The organism is Erwinia rhapontici, from assembly GCF_012271765.1.
GTDB classification, from domain to species: Bacteria; Pseudomonadota; Gammaproteobacteria; order Enterobacterales; family Enterobacteriaceae; genus Erwinia; species Erwinia rhapontici.
On the sequence record NZ_VRKO01000010.1, the window covers coordinates 196,030 to 214,507 of the forward strand.

Annotated in this window: 1 protein-coding gene; it reads left to right on the forward strand. The window is 58.1% G+C overall.

Annotated features, from left to right (window positions below):
• Positions 1–101: 101 nt before the first annotated feature.
• Complete coding sequence (locus tag FVB43_RS06280; protein ID WP_167863600.1) at positions 102–18,371, forward strand: Ig-like domain-containing protein; 18,270 nt, start codon at positions 102–104, stop codon at positions 18,369–18,371.
• The last annotated feature ends 107 nt before the right edge of the window (positions 18,372–18,478 follow it).

Genomic DNA, 18,478 nt, shown 5'->3' on the forward strand with positions numbered 1-18,478 from the left:
GAAAATATTTTGTTTAAGGTGAGCTAAAAGTGAAGTTTTTTTTCACTTTTCTCGCGTTGAACTTCTAAATCCTGTTATCTGATGTACATGAGGTTACTAAAATGGCACAGCTCAATGATGGCCGCGTAGACATTCTCTCACGCGACGACGGCTCTATTCTCTCCCAGGCCAATGCGGGCTCGTCCAGGAACGTTCTCCTTAATCAACCCAGCATCGTAAAAGTGCATGGCACGCGCGAAATGGTGGCCGAATACGAGCGCCAGGGTAACGACCTCATTCTGCACATGAAAGATGGCACCACTGTGCGCTATCAGCAGTTCTTCTTGGATGACGTGGATGGCGATCACAGCGAACTGGTGTTCGATGACGGAGTTAATCCGCCGGAACACGCTCTGTTCCCGGTGACCAGCGAGTTTGCCGATGCGCAGACCGCGATGGTCATCACGCCGCAGTATGAATCCCTGGGAAGTATTGAACCTCTGCTGCTGGCTGATACCGGGGCGGGTCCGGGCCTTGTCACCGCTGCAGGTCTGGGTGCGCTTGGCCTGGTGGGGCTGGGTGCTGCCGCACTGGGTGGTGGCGGCGGCGGCGGTGGTGATGATGGCGGTAATGGCGGTGGGACCAACCCTCCCAATCCTCCTAACCCTCCTGCTAACGGACCGACACTGACCATTGGCACTTTCGCGGGCGATAACGTATTGAGCGCCGCAGAAAAAGAGACCACTCAGCTGTTAAGCGGTACTACCACCAACGTACAAGCCGGACAAACGGTGGTGATCGTGCTGAACGGCGTCACCTATAATGCGACGGTGCAGGCGAATGGTAGCTGGAGTGTGGCGGTTCCGGTTTCGGCCTTAGAAGCGCTGTCGAACGGTTCGGCGACCATTTCAGCCTCGGTGACTAACATCGCCGGCCAGTCTGCCAACGATACGCATAACTTTACTGTTGAAGTCTCTCCGGCGGCAAACGTGCCTCAGATTGCCATTGCTATTTTTGCCGGTAACGATGTGCTCGATGGCGCGGAAAAACTGACCTCACAAACCCTGAGCGGTACGACCGTTAACGTGCAACAGGGGCAAACCGTTACCGTTACGCTGAACGGAAAAACCTACACCGGAACGGTTGATGCTGACGGCGTATGGAGCGTGTCGGTGCCGGCGGCCGATCTTGCGCTGTTGTCCACCGGCAGTGCGACTATTTCTGCCAGCGTGAGCAATACGGGCGGCACGTCTGCCAGCGCCACTCACAATTTCAACGTGCAGGAAAGCACCACCCCAAGCGTCAGCATTACCTCGCCAGTCAGTGACGATGGCTATCTCAGTGCGACTGAAGCACAGGGCACGCTCACCCTGAGCGGGTCGGCGAGTGGCGTACCGGTGGGCACTGCCGTGTCTGTAACCCTGGGGGGGGTAAGTTATCCCGCTGTCACTCAGGCAGGCGGCAGCTGGACGGTAACGGTGCCGTCAGCCGACCTGCAACAGCTTCCGCAGGGCTCGAATCTGATTGTTGCCAGCATTACGCTGCCTAATGGCACCCTCATTGAAAACAGCACCACTGTCTCGGTGGATGTGATCACCACTGCGCCAGTCGTGCAGGTCGATCTGCCGTTTGTCGATGGTGTGTTAAGCGGCACGGAAATCGGTCAGCCGCAGACTGTGACCGGGACGACCGGCGTGACGGGCCCTAATCAGACGGTTTCCATCGATTTTAACGGTGAGAAATACCCCGGTACGGTCAATAACGACGGGAGCTGGAGTGTCACTATTCCAGCGGGTTCAGTGACCGATCCAACGCAAGGGACATTACCTCTGGTGGTGAATATCACCGATCCGGCGGGTAACACGGGCAGCAGCACAGTTGAGGTGACGGTGGATAATACGCCTCCGGTTGTCACTGTCGCGCCGTTTGACAGTGCGCTGAATGCCACTGACATCACGCAACCGCTGACAATCACTGGCAGCAGCGTTGGCGGTCAATCGGTGACCGTCTCTCTGGATGGTCAGACGTATACCGCTTCAGTGAATCCCGACGGTAGCTGGAGTGTGAACATTCCGGCTTCGGCGTTACAACAGCTCGATCAGGGGAGTAGCGACCTGGTTGTCACCTCTACCGACAAATACGGTAATACCTCGGCTGAAACCACCCTCCCGCTGAGTGTGGATACCGTGGCACCGACGGGCGTTACGCTGACGCCTGTCACTGATAATGGCGATAACTACGTTTCCGCTGATGAACTGGGCACCCTGACTATCAGCGGGACGGCGGAATCGGGCAGTATCATTCGCGTCTTCATCGGTGACCGGGAGCTGAGCCTGACCGGCAATGCGAATGGCAATAACGAATGGAGCATCGTGGTTTCTGACGCCGACAAGGCCGCTCTGGCCGACGGCAGTTACCCAATAAGAGTGGAAGCGTCCGATGCGGCAGGCAACGTGACGACGGCATACGGGAATGTCACTCTGGCCGTTGAACCGGGCAGCCAGCCGTTGATCGAGGTGAATACCTTTGCCGGAGACAACGTTCTGCAAAATGCCGAACTGGGTGTGGATCAGGAATTGAGTGGCCGGGTTCTCAATGTTGAGCAGGGCCAGCCCCTGATTGTCACGTTCAACGGCGAGCCATACCCGACGACCGTGCTGGCGGGGGGATTATGGCATGTCACCATTCCTGCCGATGCACTGGCAGGCCTGACTAACGGCCAATTTGTGAATTACGGTGTGTCCGTGTCCAATGCTGCCGGCGTCACCGCCCTGTTTGGCGGCAATTATCCCGTGATTAACGATCCGTTAGCCGTGACGCTGGCGATTGCGCCGGTTGGTGGCGATAACTGGATCAACGCGTCGGAAGCCGGGTCACCGGTGACCGTCACCGGCAGTAGTCAGGGCGTGCCGCAGGGCACCCTGCTCACCGTGACGTTTAACGATAAATCCTACACTGCCACCGTGGGTGCAGACGGTAAATGGACCACTGAAATTCCGCCTGCTGACTTCGTTGGGGTCGCTAACAATACTTATGACATTAAGGTCGAAGTTGCCACCGATCCTGGCATCAGCGCCACGCTGAACATTGGAGTGCAGGCCAACTTCCCGGACAATGTCACTGTCAACGCTGCCTTTGGTGGCGACAATATCCTTAATCTAACCGAATCAGCCACACCGCAGACGATCACCGGTAACACCGGATTGACACTGCCGGATCAGACGGTGACCGTTGAGATAAACGGCACCTCCTATAACGCCACGGTGAATCCTGCTACGGGCGCATGGAGTGTTAACTTACTTCCTGCTGATCTAGCGTTGCTGCAGCAGGGCAGCAACGCTGTGATCGTGACGGTGCGCGATGCCGCAGGAAATGAAGTTATCCATAATGCCAGCGTCAGCGTGGACACACTCGCGCCAGACCTGAATGTCGGCGCGGTAGCGGGGGACGGGGTGATCAACCGCACCGAACAGGGTCAGCCGCTGCCGCTTTCCGGGACAGCAGACCCGTTAAGTACCATTACGGTGGTACTCAACGGCGTGACTTACCGCACTGCCGCCGATGCAGATGGCAACTGGAGCGTCAATATTGCGCCATCGACGCTGCAAACGCTTGCTGATGGTAAATATGATATCAGCGTCACGGCTCGCGACAGCGGCGGCAATGAAACGACGACGCTGACCCCGGTCACCCTCGATACGGCTTCACCGTCTGTGACGGTTGCACCGGTTTCTGGCGACGGCTATCTCAATGCGCTGGAACACAATGCAGCGCTGGCCATTACCGGTACCACTGAGCCGGGTGCGACGGTGGTGGTGAGCGTCAATGGCGTTGATTACCCCGCCACGGTGGATGCTGGCGGTAACTGGACCGCAACCCTTCCCGCGAACGTCGTTACCGGCCTGGCCGACAATACCTACACCGTGACTGCGACGGCCACCGACCCCCTGGGCAACAGCGGCAGCAGCAGCCAGCCGCTGACGGTGATTGCTGGCGGCGGTTCACTGCCGACCGTCACCGTCGGTGTGTTTGCGGGCGATAATATCCTCGATGGCGCGGAAAAAGGGCTGTCTCAGTTTGTCACCGGAACCACCACGAATGTTCAGGCAGGCCAGACGGTCACCGTCAGCCTTAATGGTGCAAGTTACACCGGTCAGGTACTGTCAGATGGCAGCTGGAGTGTGCTGGTTCCGGCCTCGGCGTTGCATAATCTGGCGAACGGCACCGATAATTATACCGTCAGCGTCAGCGATGTGGCCGGTAACCCGGCCAGCACCAATGGCAGCTTCACCGTTGATAATACCTTCAGCGCCATCGCCATCGGGGTGATCAGCGACGACAATACGCTGAACGCCAGTGAGGCACTGTTGCCGCTGTCCATCCATGGTTTCAGCCGCTTTGTGGCCTCAGGCAGTTCGGTATCGGTGTCATTCCGCGGAAAATCCTATCTCACCACCACCAACAGTGATGGCAGCTGGACGGTCACGGTTCCACCTGCCGATCTGGCGAACCTGACCAATACCACGCTGTTAGTCACCGCCAGCACCGTTGATGTCAATGGCAATACCATCACCGTTGAGCATTCACTCAACAGTGAAGTGCTTCCGGGCTTCCTGCCGGAGATCAACCCGCTGTTTGGTGATGATTATCTCAATGCTGCCGAGGCGAGTAGTGCACAGACCATCAGTGGGTCGTCGGGCGTTGAGGGCGCAGGTCAGACGGTGAACGTGCTGATTGGCGGCATCACCTATACCGGTACAGTGGATGCGCTGGGTAACTGGAGCGTATCGGTACCGTCTGCCACGCTGCAAAACCTGCCGCAGGGCCCAAATACTGTCTCCGTGACGCTGGGTGATAATGCGGGCAACAGCGTTAAAGTGAATACCGACTTTACCGTGGATACTGTGGCACCGGTGGTCACGCTGGATCCGGTAGCGGCCGATAACCGCATTAACCTTGAAGAACAGAACGATATACAGACCATCGGTGGGTCAGGTACGCAGGGTGACCGTATCAGTGTCACACTGAACAACCAGACGTATGACGTTGTCGTGGATGGCACCGGGCACTGGGAGATCGAGCTGCCGGTTAACGCGCTGAAAGCGCTGACCGCGAGCAGCTATGAACTGCAGGTCACCAGCACCGATGAAGCCGGCAACGTGACCACCGTGGTCCGTACCATTGAGGTGGATATCACTCCGCCGCCAGTGACCGTCAATGCGGTTTCCGGGGGCTATATCAATGCGGCAGAGTCTATTCAGCCGCTGACGGTGACCGGCACCGGGGAAGCCGGCAATGTTATCCGCGTGGAACTGGCGGGAACCACGGTTACTACCGTGGTCGGTGCAGACGGGTCCTGGTCTGCCCTGATCCCGGGCAACGTGGTGGCCGGGGTGACTGATGGTGACTATACGCTCTCGGTAACGGCCGTTGATCCGGCGGGCAACACGACTATCACCAGCACCCCGCTGGTCGTGGATACCGGTGTGCCGTCCATTGTTGTCAACAATGTCACGCCGAATAACAGTATTGATGGCGCTGAACAGCAGGTGGACCAGATTATCACCGGTACGGCTTCGAATGTGGAAGCCGGTCAGACCCTGACGCTAACGCTGAGTGGCAATGGCGCGACGTACACCACCACCGCCCTCATTCAGTCCGGCGGCGGCTGGCAGGCCAATCTGCCGACAGAGGTGCTGGAGGGGCTGGCGAACGGATCGTACACCCTGACCGCCAGTGTCACCGACAAAGCGGGTAATACCGGCACCACGGATAAAACCTTCAACGTCGATGACACGCAGCCCGCGATTGCCGTCAGCCCGATCAGTGACGATGGCTACCTCAACTTCGCTGAGTCTCAGGCGGCAGAGGGACTGGATATCATTCTGACCACGCTGAATGTTCCTGCTGACAGCAGAGTGACCTTTAGCTTTAATGGCCTCCCTTATGATGGTTTATTGCAGCCGAACGGAACCTGGCTGGTCAACATTCCGCGTGCTGACGTGGGAGCGTTGACCAATGGCACCGTGACGGGTGTCGCGACCGTTTATGACAGCAGTGATAACCCACTGGCCACCAGCAACGCCTCGCTGATTGTGCACGTCACCAACCTGCCGAACCCAACGCTGGATACGCCGTTTGGCGATAATACGCTCACCAATGCTGAAGCACTTATCGGGCAGACCCTGACGGGCACCACCGGGGAACTGGGCGACGGTCAAAGAGTGATCATTAACATCGGCAACAGTGCGTTTGAGGCCACCGTTAACAGCTCCGGCGTCTGGACTCTGGTGCTGACCACGCAGCAGTTACTGGATTTGGATCCGAAGGGGGCGTCTTCCATTCTGGTTACGGCGATTGATGTGGCCGGGAACAGCGCCGAAGCCGGGCCGTCATCCGTCACGATTGCCACCGATCTGCCTTCTCTGACGCTGGGTACTATCGCCGAAGATGGCATTATCAATGCCACCGAACAACAGGCGCCGCTGGTGATTGAAGGCACCACCGCTGCGGGTAATACCGTGGTGATCACGCTGGAGGGTAAAACCTATAACGCGGTATTCGGCAACAATGGCAGCTGGACGGTAACCATCCCACCTGCTGACCTGGCCCTGCTGCAAGACGGTGGCTACGATGTCACTGTTACCGTCACCGATCCGGCAGGCAACAAAACGGTGGATACTGAGGTGGTGATTGTTGATACCGCCGCGCCAACGTACACCCTCGATCCGATCGGCGGTGACGGCATCATCGATCGTGTTGAAGTGACGCAGCCACTGGATATCACCGGTAGTGGCACCATTGGGGACAGCGTCAGCGTCACCCTTGGCGGCACCACGCTGGATACCACGGTAGGCAGTGACGGCAAGTGGTCGGTCACCTTCCCGGTGACCACGCTCGATAATCTCGATCAGGGGCAGAACCCGGTCACCATTGTGGTCACCAATCCGGAAGGCAACAGCGTGACGCAGAACACCTCGGTGATTCTGGATACCGCTGTTTCCAACGCGCTGCTGGTGAATCCGGTCGCGGGTGACGATGTGGTTAATGCACTGGAAGCGGCCGCAGGTCTGACCGTTACCGGTAGCGTACCGGACGGCACCACCAGCGTGGTGGTTACCTTTAATAACCAGTCTTATAACGCCACCGTCGGGCCTGATGGTCTGTGGAGCGCCACCATTCCGTCCACGGCCCTCACCGGGCTGGCCGACACGGGTTATACCGTGACGGTGGTTGCAACACCATCGGTCGGTGACAGCGTGACGGTCACACGTCCGATTGTGCTGGACACCACGCCACCTGATTTTGTGATCACTCCGGTATCTGATGGCTATCTGAATGGCACTGAGCTGGGGCAACCTCTGGCGATCACGGGGACCGGTACGCCTGGCGACAGCGTGCGCGTCACGTTGAACGGCAAGGTTTATCTGACCACCGTGGGCAATGACAACAGCTGGGCGGTGAGCGTGCCGACCGGCGATCTGGCGGGCCTGAACAGCGGTACCAACACCGTCAGCGTGGTAGTGAAAGATCCGGCAGGCAACACCTCAACCAGCAGCAGCAATTTCACTGTTGACACTATTGCACCGTCGTTGGCGCTGGATCCTGTCACCGGCGACAATATTATCAACGCCAGCGAGCAGCAAAATGGTATCGCCATCAGAGGTACGGGTGAAAATGGCGCAGCCATTGTGGTGACGCTGAATGGCAAAACTTACGAGACCACCGTTGGGGTTAACGGGCTGTGGTCGGTAGAGGTGAATGCAACTGACCTCGGCGCTCTCACGGGCAGCAGCTACCCGGTCAGCGTTACGGAAACCGATCTGGCCGGCAACAAAACTACCCAGACGACCACGGTGCAGATCAATACCTCGCAACCGACGATTACGGTTGATCCGTTTACCGGCAACGATATTGTTGATGGGGCAGAGCAGCATGTCAGCCAGAAACTGACCGGGACCACTACCAACGTGGAAGAAGGTCAACTCGTTACCCTCGCGCTGAACGGCGTCACTTACAGTGGCGTGGTACAGGCGAGCGGCGCATGGAGCATTACGCTTCCCGCGACGGCGCTGGAAGCCTTAAGCAACGGACAGCAAACCTATGTGGTTTCTGTCAGCAACAGTGCCAATACAGCGATTGAACAAACCGGAAGCTTTGAGGTGAACAACCTGCTTTCGGGCCTGGCAATCAATCCGATCAGCGGTGATGGTTTCCTCAATGCGCAGGAGGCGGCTCAGCCGCTGGAAATCAGCGGTACTTCAGCTAACTTCACGGTCGGTACTCTGCTGACGGTCAGCGTGGGTGGCAGCGACTTCCCGGTCACCGTTGGCGCAAATGGTCAGTGGACATTAACCTTGCAACCGGGGGCTATCCCCTTAGTGGATGGGCCGCTGACGGTAACCGTGAGCGGTACTGATGCGACAGGTTCGGCAGTGACCAGCAGCAGCTCGCTGGATGTTCACGTGACGAATCTCCCCAACGTGGTGGTTGATGCACCGTTCGGTGATAGCGTCCTGAATGCGACAGAGGCAGGCAGTACGCAAACCCTGACCGGCTCAACCGGTATCTCTGGCGACGGTCAGACGGTCACCATCACACTGGCAGGTATCACTTATACCGGCACGGTTGACGGTAACGGCAACTGGAGCGTGGCAATCCCGGGAACGGTACTGGCGGGATTACCGCAGGATACCAACAACATCGCGGTGCTGGTCAACGATGCTGCGGGTAATCCGTCAGAACTCACCGTACCGTTTAACGTTGATACCCTGGCGCCGGCGGTCACCGTTGATGTGATAGCGGGTGACGGGGTGCTGAATGCCGCAGAGCGTGGCGCCGACCTGGCGGTTTCAGGAACGGGTGAAAATGGCAGCAGCATCGTCGTGACGCTGAACGGCGTCACCTACCCGCCGGTGGTGGTGAGCGGCGGAATCTGGACGATAAACGTTCCTGCGGAAGATTTACAGGCTATTCCGGATGGCAGCTACGCGGTGAGTGTGACGGCGACGGATGCGGCGCAGAACAGCAGTGCCCCTGTCACCAGCACGCTGGTGGTGAAAGCGGATGTGGCGGATCTCCCCACGATTACGATTAATACCTTTGCCGGCAACAATATCGTTGATGGTGCTGAACAGCAGAGCAGTCAGTTGTTGTCCGGTACAACGACAAATGTCGAGCAGGGACAGACGGTGACCGTCACCCTGGGTTCGCAGGTCTATAACCCGGTTGTACAGTCAGATGGCAGCTGGAGCATCAGCATTCCGTCCGGTACCTTGCAGAACGGCACACCAACCATTACTGCCGCGGTGAGTGATGCTGCGGGCAACCCAGCCAGCAACACTCTCACTATCACGGTGAACACCCTTGCCTCGGGGATCAGTATCGATCCGATCAGCGACGGTTATCTCAGCGCCGATGAGGCTCAGCAGTCGCTGATCGTTACCGGTCATACCGCCAACGTGGCGACGGGCACCCCGGTGTCAGTATTGATTAATGGTCAGACCTTTACCGTGAACGTGGGTGCCGGTGGTGTGTGGAGTGCGCTGGTACCGGCAAGTGCGCTGGCGGGCCTGGCTGACGGCCAAACCATTGTTTCTGCCAGTACGCTGGATGCCAACGGTAATCCGGTTGCCAGTAACGCCACGCTGAACGTGGTTGTCCATAATCTGCCGCAAATCAGCGTCGATATCCCGTTTGGCGATGGTGTATTGAACGCCAGCGAAGCGGCACTGGGGCAGACGCTGTATGGCACCACGGGTGTGGCGGGGGCAGGACAAACGGTCTCCGTGCTTATCGGCACCACCACCTATACCGGCACGGTGGATACTAACGGTAACTGGAGCATTCCTTTGCCGTCAGCAGTCTTGCAAGGTCTGCCGCAGACAGGGGCAGATCTGGCCGTTACGGTCACGGATGTGGCAGGCAACAGCAGTAGCCAGACGGTGACGGTCGGTGTGGATACGGTCGCACCAACGATTACGCTGGATCCGATCGCCACTGACGGTGTGATCAACGCTACTGAAGCCGCGCAGGGTGTCACCATCAGCGGGGGCAGTACCGGTGCGCAGGAAGGTCAGGCAGTGAACGTGGTGTTCAACGGACAGACTTACACTACGACCGTTGATGATCAGGGGAACTGGAACCTGACTATTTCTGCCGATGCCCTGACCGGTGTGACCAACGGCAGCTATACGCTGACGGCCACCGTGACGGATGCCGCAGGTAACAGCAGCCCTGTCAGCACCAACGTGACGCTGGCTACCGGCGCACTGCAGCCAACGATTAACCTCCCGTTTGGCGATGGTTATCTCAACAATAACGAAGCGACTGATCCTGCCGGGCAGTCCCTCACGGGCACCACCGGCGCGATCGGTGCCGGTCAGACGGTGATTGTTACCATCGGCAGCCAGGCGTTCCCTGTTACGGCAGACATTAACGGTAACTGGACGCTACCGCTGAGTACCACACAGTTGCAGGCCCTCGGCGAGGGTAGCCTGCCCATCAGCGTGGACGTGACCAATGCGCAGGGCAATACGGGCAGCATCAGCAGTTCCGTCATCGTTGATCGGACTGCGCCAACGCTGAGTCTGGATCCGGTTGCCGGTGATAACGTGATCAACGGCACTGAAATTCTGCAAACCGTGACCATCAGCGGCACGGCATCGCCGGATGAAGCAGGTCAGCAGGTGAGCATCACCTTTAACGGTAACCAGCCTGCTTATATTGCGATTGTGCAGGAGGATGGTAGCTGGCGCTTTGATCTGCCGGGGAGTGCGACGCAGAACCTGGCCGACAATAGTTATACTGTGACCGCCACGCTGACCGACAAAGCGGGTAACACCTCATTGGTGGCCACGGAAACCGTCGAAGTGAGGGCAGAAGCCGGCGATCTGCCGCTGATTACCATTGATGCGATCACCGGTGATGACTATCTCAACACCAGTGAAGTGGGTCAGGCACTGCAGTTAAGCGGTACCACCACCAATGTGACCGATGGCCAGATGGTGGAGATTACCTTTAACGGGCAGACGTTTTACGCTGAGGTTAACGGCGGAGTATGGAGTTACCTGGTACCGGATACGGCAGTGGGAAGCATTGCGGATGGTCCGCAGCAGGTGAGTGTCTCGGTCAACGATATCTACGGTAACGTGGGCGATGATACCCGTGACTTTACCGTGATTGCGCGTGGTGACGATCTGCCTTCCATTACCATCAACCCGGTCACCAGTGATGACATGGTGAACTACAACGAGTCACGCGACCCGAATGGCGTCATCATCACCGGTAGCAGCCAGCATATTCCGGAAGGTGACACCATTACCGTGCGCGTTAATGGTAAAGACTATCCGGCAACCGTGGACAGCGACGGTAACTGGACAGCGACGATCCCGCAGACTGATGCGCAAAATCTGCCGCAGAACAGCAATGCCATTACTGCCAGCGGTAACGACGTTGCAGGCAATACCGCGACGGCCAATGAGAGCTTTACCGTTCATACTCAACCGCCACTGCTGGAAATCGACGCCAACCTGGTGACGGACGGTGTGCTCAGCCTGGCGGATGCTCTGACGGGGCTGGTGTTGTCAGGCAATACAGCGCCGAATCTCAACGTTGAGATCACCCTTGGGACCAATGTCTACAGCGTGCTCTCCGATAACCTGGGCAACTGGAGTACCACCATTCCAAGTGCTGATTTGCTGGCATTGGTCGACGGTGATCTGGGGCTCAGTGTCTCCGTCAAGGATGCGTACGGTAACACCACGGAGCAAATTCTCGACGTCAACGTGGCAGTGAACGCCCTCACGGAACTGACCCTGGAGACGCCATTCGTTGATGGCTTCCTTAACAGTACCGAAGTTTTAGTTGATCAGACGATCCGGGGCACGGTGGATAATCTGCCGAACGGTGCCAGCCTGGTGGTGACTGTCGGGACACAGATTTACTCCCCTGTGGTTCTGGATGGTCTGGGGGGATGGTCGGTGACTATCCCGGCCGCCGATCTGGCCGCGATGGGCAATGGGGTTATTCAGGTCAGTGTATCAACAGTGGATGCGGTGAACCCGGTGAGCGTATCGGCCGATGTCGAGCTGATACTGACCAATACGCTGAACCCGGTGATCAACCAGCCGTTTGTTGATGGTCTGCTGGATGTGGCCGAAGCCGCAGTGTCGCAGACGCTGACGGGCACGACTGGTGTGATTGGTGCAGGGCAGACTATCGTACTGACGATTAACGGCAACGTCTATGCCGCCAGTGTTGATGCCAACGGTGTCTGGACGGCCAACTTAACCCCGACAGAGCTGCTTGCTTTGGGCAACAGCACGGGGGCAGGCCATGAGATTGTGATTGTGGTCGGCGATGCGGCGGGCAATACGGCATCAACCTCGCTGGACTTCCCCGCGATTGTCACCGGATTACCGACGGTCACCCTCGATCCGCTGTCGCTGGCGGGTAACGGTATTCTAACGCTGAATGAAGTCGCTGGCGGGATCACGTTGGCGGGTAACGTGACCTTTAATGGTGATGCGGCTAACACCCATGTCATTGTCAATGTGAACGGTACGCCGATTGAGGCCACCATCAACGGTGATGGCACCTGGAGTCTGCCACTGTCGGGTGGCGTATTAGCCACGCTGCCGGACGGCAACTGGCCAATTACGGTGACGGTGACGGATGGCGTGGGCAACGTGGGGATCCCGGCAGATGCATCGCTGACCGTGGCGATTAACGATGTGCCCGTTCCGACCATTACCACCCCGTTCGTTGATGGCCTGCTCAATATTGCGGAAGCCGCGGTCGATCAGGTGTTGAGGGGATCGACGGGGGTATTGGGTGCGGGTCAAACCGTCACCGTCAGTATTGACGGCGCGGCAGCTGTGCCTGCCGTCGTTAATGCCAATGGTAGCTGGTCGTTGGATCTCAGCACCGGCCTGTTGTCTGGTCTGGCCAACGGTGAACACACCATTACCGTGGTGGCGACAGACGCCTACGGCAATGAGGCGGAGGTTGAGGGCAGTTTTGATGCGCTGCTGACCCTGCCTGTGCCGACCATTGTTAATCCGTTTGGCGACGGGCTGGGTATCACGGAAGCGGCGGGTACCATCATCGTGACCGGCACCACCGGCATTCCGGTCGTGGCTGGGCAGGATCAGACGGTTAAGTTGAAAGTGGATGTCAATGGCGTCGTTTATGACGGCGTGGTACAGCCAAACGGTGACTGGTCAGTCACTCTGCCTGCCGGAGCGCTAAATGGCCTGAATAACGACCTTCATCAGATTAGCGTGACGGTGATTGATGCGGCAGGCAATGCGGCGACGAAAACGCTCGACTTCAATGCCTATCTGACATTGCCGCAGCCTACGCTGGAAGTGCCATTTGATAATGGCTACCTCAACGTGGCGGACCTGGCGGGTACAGTCTTGAGCGGCACCACCGGCGCGGTTGGCGCAGGGCAAACCGTCACCGTGATCTTCAATGGTAATATCCCTATTCCAGCCATTGTTGATGCCAACGGTAACTGGACGGCCACGCTCACGCCGGGCGAACTCGCCGATATCGTGACAACTCAAGGCCCTCACACCCTTCAGGTCAGCGTGACCGATCCGGGGGGCAACACCAATACCCTCACCGAAGGCTTTATCATCGATACGGCTGCTCCAGTAATTAACGGACTGACCTTCGCCGGCGATAATGTTCTCAACTACGTCGAAAGCCTGAATACGCAGACGTTGACCGGGATTTCCAATCCTGCTGATGCAGGGGCCACTGTGACACTTCAAATTGGTACTCAGACCTTAACCGGCCAGGTGGGTGCCAACGGAGCATGGACGATTAATGTCGGGGTGACGGATCTCGCGGCACTGGTGACTGCAGGCGGTAATTACACGGTGTCCATTACTGACGTTGCGGGCAATACCACCAGCGTTAATGGCGCTGTCGGGTTAAACCTCAGCCCAACGCTTGACGGTTACATTACGCTGGCTCCTGTCAGCGGCGATAACATTATCAATGTGGCCGATGGCCCTAATACCCTTATCAGCGGGACGCTCAACAATGTCCCTCTGTCGCTGGGCGGGCAGATCACCATCACGGTGGGTGGCATTCTGGTCGATACCATTTCGGTCGATGCACTGCGCCTGAACAATGAGTTTACCTCCCAGACGCTGGTGAATGCGGACCTTCCGGCCGGTTCACAGCAGGTGGTGGTGACCTTTACGCCAACCGTTGGCGACCCTGTTGTCGCCAACACGACGGTTCTGATTGATATCACTGCGCCGACTGTGACGATCACGCAATTTGCCGGAGATAACATTCTCACCGTGGCGGAAGCGGCCACATCGCAGACCATTACCGGTACCTCATCGGAAATTGGCAGCACGGTTTCTGTGACGCTGGGAACCAAAACCTACACCGCCGTGGTGCAGGCTGGCGGCGCCTGGACGGTGAACGTGCCGTCTGCCGATCTGCAAGGGCTGGCTCAGGATGTGACCAGCATCAGCGCCAGCGTGAAGGATGCGGCGGGTAATACCGGGTCTGCGGTACTTAACAATGTGATTGTGGATACTGTCGCGCCATCGTTGCTTAATGTAGACGCCTTGCTGGGTGATAACGTCATCAACGCGACTGAATCACTGCTGACGCAGACGCTGACGGGGACTGTGTCGGGAGCCGATGGTCAAACGATTTATGTTTACCTCGGTAACAGCACTGTTCCTCTGGCGCAGGCAACCGTCCTCAATGGTGCTTTTGAGCTTGGGCTGAGCCCGACGGCGATCGGCGCCCTGTTGCAGGGCGGTAACGTGCTGACGGTGAAAGTGGCGGATGACCATGGCAACCAGACCAGTGCGGCCATCACGATTAATAAAGTGTTTAACAGCCTGCTGGGGCTGACAGTTGATACCGTGTTTGGCGATCCTGCGGGCACCGGAGGGTTCCTGAATGCGGTTGAGGCTGGCCTTAGTCAGCTGATCACCGGTACGGCCGTGTCCGCAGCGGGGGGATTCGTGTCACTCATGCTTCTCAATGGTGAGATATTGAAAGCCACAGTCGGCCAGGACGGCAAGTGGTCGCTGGCAGTGCCGCCGGCGGCGCTGGCGACCTTGCAGGAAGGGGCCAATACGCTGAACCTGGTGGTGACTGACGTCGTCGGTAACGTTGCCAGCGCGACGACATCGGTCACCACGATTGTCAATAATCTGCCGGTGGTTAACACGCTGACCAACCTGTTTGGCGACAATAACGTGCTTAACCTGCTGGAAGCGCAGGCCGGACAGACCATCGGCGGCACATTAAATGCGGTGGCCGGCTCGGTTGTCACGGTGACGCTGGGGGCTAAAGCGTATACCACCACCGTGCAGGCGGGCGGCGGCTGGAACGTGAATCTCTCCGCCACCGATCTGCTGGCGCTCGGGAATGGCAATGTGTCGCTGGGGGTAAAAGTGGTCGACCCGGCAGGTAACGTTGCCAGTAATAGCGCCAGCATCACCGTTGCGACGATCAAGCCAGAGATTATCCTCAACCCAATCCTGGGTGACGGCTTACTGAATATTGCCGATTTGAGCAATGTCGCCAGTCAGCTGGTCAGCGGTACGGTGAAAAATGTGGCGGCCGGTACCATCATCAAAGTGATGATCGGGACAACTGAGGTTGACGCGACGGTTGATGCCAATGGTAAGTTCAGCGCGGGCCTGACTCTGGGTCAGTTGCAGGGGCTGCAGTCCGGGCTGCTGGATATCAGTGCCTCGGTGAAAGACAGCCTGTCCGGTAATGAGTCCACCCTTAATGTTGTGGGCGGGCTGCAGGTCAGTCTGACTCCGCCAAGCCTGTCGTTGAACCAGACGCAGCTGTTCGGGGATGGCCTGCTGAATGCGGCGGATGCACTGGTTAATCAGCTGATCAGCGGCACCACCACGGCGGGGGCGCGTGTCGTGGTCACTGTTGGTGACAGCACTACGCCACTGCTCTCCGGCACGGCAGGGACTGACGGGGCCTTTAATCTGGCGCTGACGCCATCGGCGCTGGCGACCCTGTTAGACGGCGGTGTCACCCTTAAAGTGACCGTCACCGATACGGCGGGTAACAGCAGCAGCAGCACACTGGCGGGGACGGTGGGCATTCATGCTTTACCATCGGTCACCCTTAACCCGCTGTTTGGCGATGGGATATTAAGTGTGACAGAGGCCCTCTCTTCGTTAGGGCAGCTGTTAAGTGGTCATGTCAATAATGTCCCAACCGGTACCCTGGTCAGTATTAAAGTCGGTGGCCTGACTTTACAGGGGAGCACTGACTCCAACGGCAACTTCGGTGTGACACTCACATCGGCACAGTTACTGGGTCTGGCGACGGGGGGACTGACGGTGTCAGCAACCGTGACCGATGCGGTAGGCAATGTGGGCAGCAGCAGTGTCGGCGTCACCATCGGGGTGCATGTGGCACCGACGGTCACCGTAGGCACGCTGTTTGGTGATGGCGTTCTTAACGCCGCTGAGCTGGCGACAGCGCAGACCATCAGCGGTACCTCCACCAATGCGGTGGCGGGTTCAACGGTGAGCTTTACCCTGAATGGTATTGCTTACAGTACGACGGTGGGCAGTAACGGCAACTGGAGTATCAGCATTCCGAAAACTGCGCTGGCTGCCATACCGGACGGTCCGTTGACCATCACCGCCAATCTGGCTGACCCGTATGGCAATACCGCGTCCGGCAGCAACAGCGCCAGCGTGATTGCGCACAATACGCCGACCATCACCTTTGGCACGCTGTTTGGCGATGGGGCACTGAATGCGGTGGAAGCGCAGACGGCGCAAACCATCTCCGGTACGGCGTTTAATGCCGAAGGTTCGACCATTCTGGTTAACGTCGGGTCGAAGACCTACAGCACGGTGGTCGCCGCCAACGGCAGCTGGAGCGTTTCGGTGCCGTCGGTGGATCTGAAAGCATTGCCGGATAACACGGCGTCAATCAGCGCCAGTGTAATCAACGGGGCCGGCACCAGCAGCGGTACCATTACGGTTCCGGTGATTGTCGGTACCCACAGCACGCCGACGGTGACGTTAGGCAATACCGCGGGCTTCAGCGATGGTTACTTCAACCTTGCTGAATCCGGTACCGCACAAGTCATTACCGGGACGTCCACCAGTGCAGCGGGGGGCCGGGTCACTGTCAACATTGAAGGGATGTCATACACCGGCACGGTAGCCGCTAATGGGACCTGGAGTGTGACCATCCCGGCAGGAGGGCTGACCTCTCTGGCCGATGGGCAGCATACAGCGGCAATCACTGTTGCTGACCGCGCAGGTAACACCAGCAGCACCAGCGCCAGCTTCAACGCCGTGACGCAAAACCTGCCGGCGGTGAGCGTTGATGCGGTTGCCAGTCTGTTGAGTGTCTTGCTGACCGGGCTGACCATTTCAGGAGGAAGCCAGCGTCTGGCGACGGGGACCGCGGTGACGATCACGCTGTCGCAAAGCGGGCAAACCCAGACAATGACCACGACGGTAGGTGCTAATGGACGGTACAGTGCGAAGTTCGTCGGGGGATTACTCAGCACGTTGGATCTCAGCTCGGTGGTCACAGTGACGGCGGTTGATGCCGCAGGTAACCCGGCGACCACCGTCACCACGCTGCTGTTGGGTTCAGTGTTGCCGCTAGCCACTACCGCCTCGGTGATGATGGCGGTGGCCTCCGATGAATCTCTGGCGTCGACGGATACGTCTTCAATCAGTGCGGCCAGCACCAGTGAAGAGAGCACCACCACTACCGTGCATACGGCAGCGCGTGTGGCCTCAACGCTGGTGACCGACAGCGATACCAGCAGCACCGACCATGCCACCTCCACGGCGGCGGCCAGCACCACGGCCAGCAGTGAAACAGTGGCATCGACGGCAACGGATGACGGCAGCTATACCATTGGCGGGGTCACCATTACGCTGGCGGATGGTCAGACCGTGCACGGCGAATCGGTGACGGGTAGCGTAGGTAATGACACCATCACGGTGAATTCGCTCGACTTTACGCATATCGATGGCGGCGCAGGGACGGATACCCTGGTACTGAACGGTGAACATATTGCGCTGGATCTCACCTCGCTCGGTCTGAAAGTCGAGCATGTGGAGATTATCGACCTTGGCACCTCGGGCAATAACAGCATTAAGCTGGACTTGAACGAAGCGCTGAATATTACCGATAAACAGAGCGATGACCTGCTGATCAAAGGAACGCTGGGTGACCAGGTGACGCTGGCCAATACCGATGGTGGCGTCTGGGCCACCACCGGGCAACGGACGGTAGAAGGGCAGACCTTTGACGTTTATCACAACTCGGCGCTGTCGTCAGACAACACCCTGGGCGATGTGCTGATCCAGCATAATCTCCAGGTCCATGTCGTATAACGAAAAAATAACCCCTGCGCGGGTCGCATTCCCGCGCTGGGCGTCTAAAGTTAAGAAGAAGTGATAGATTGGTAGCGAAACAATCCAACAGCGGCTTCGGCCGCTGT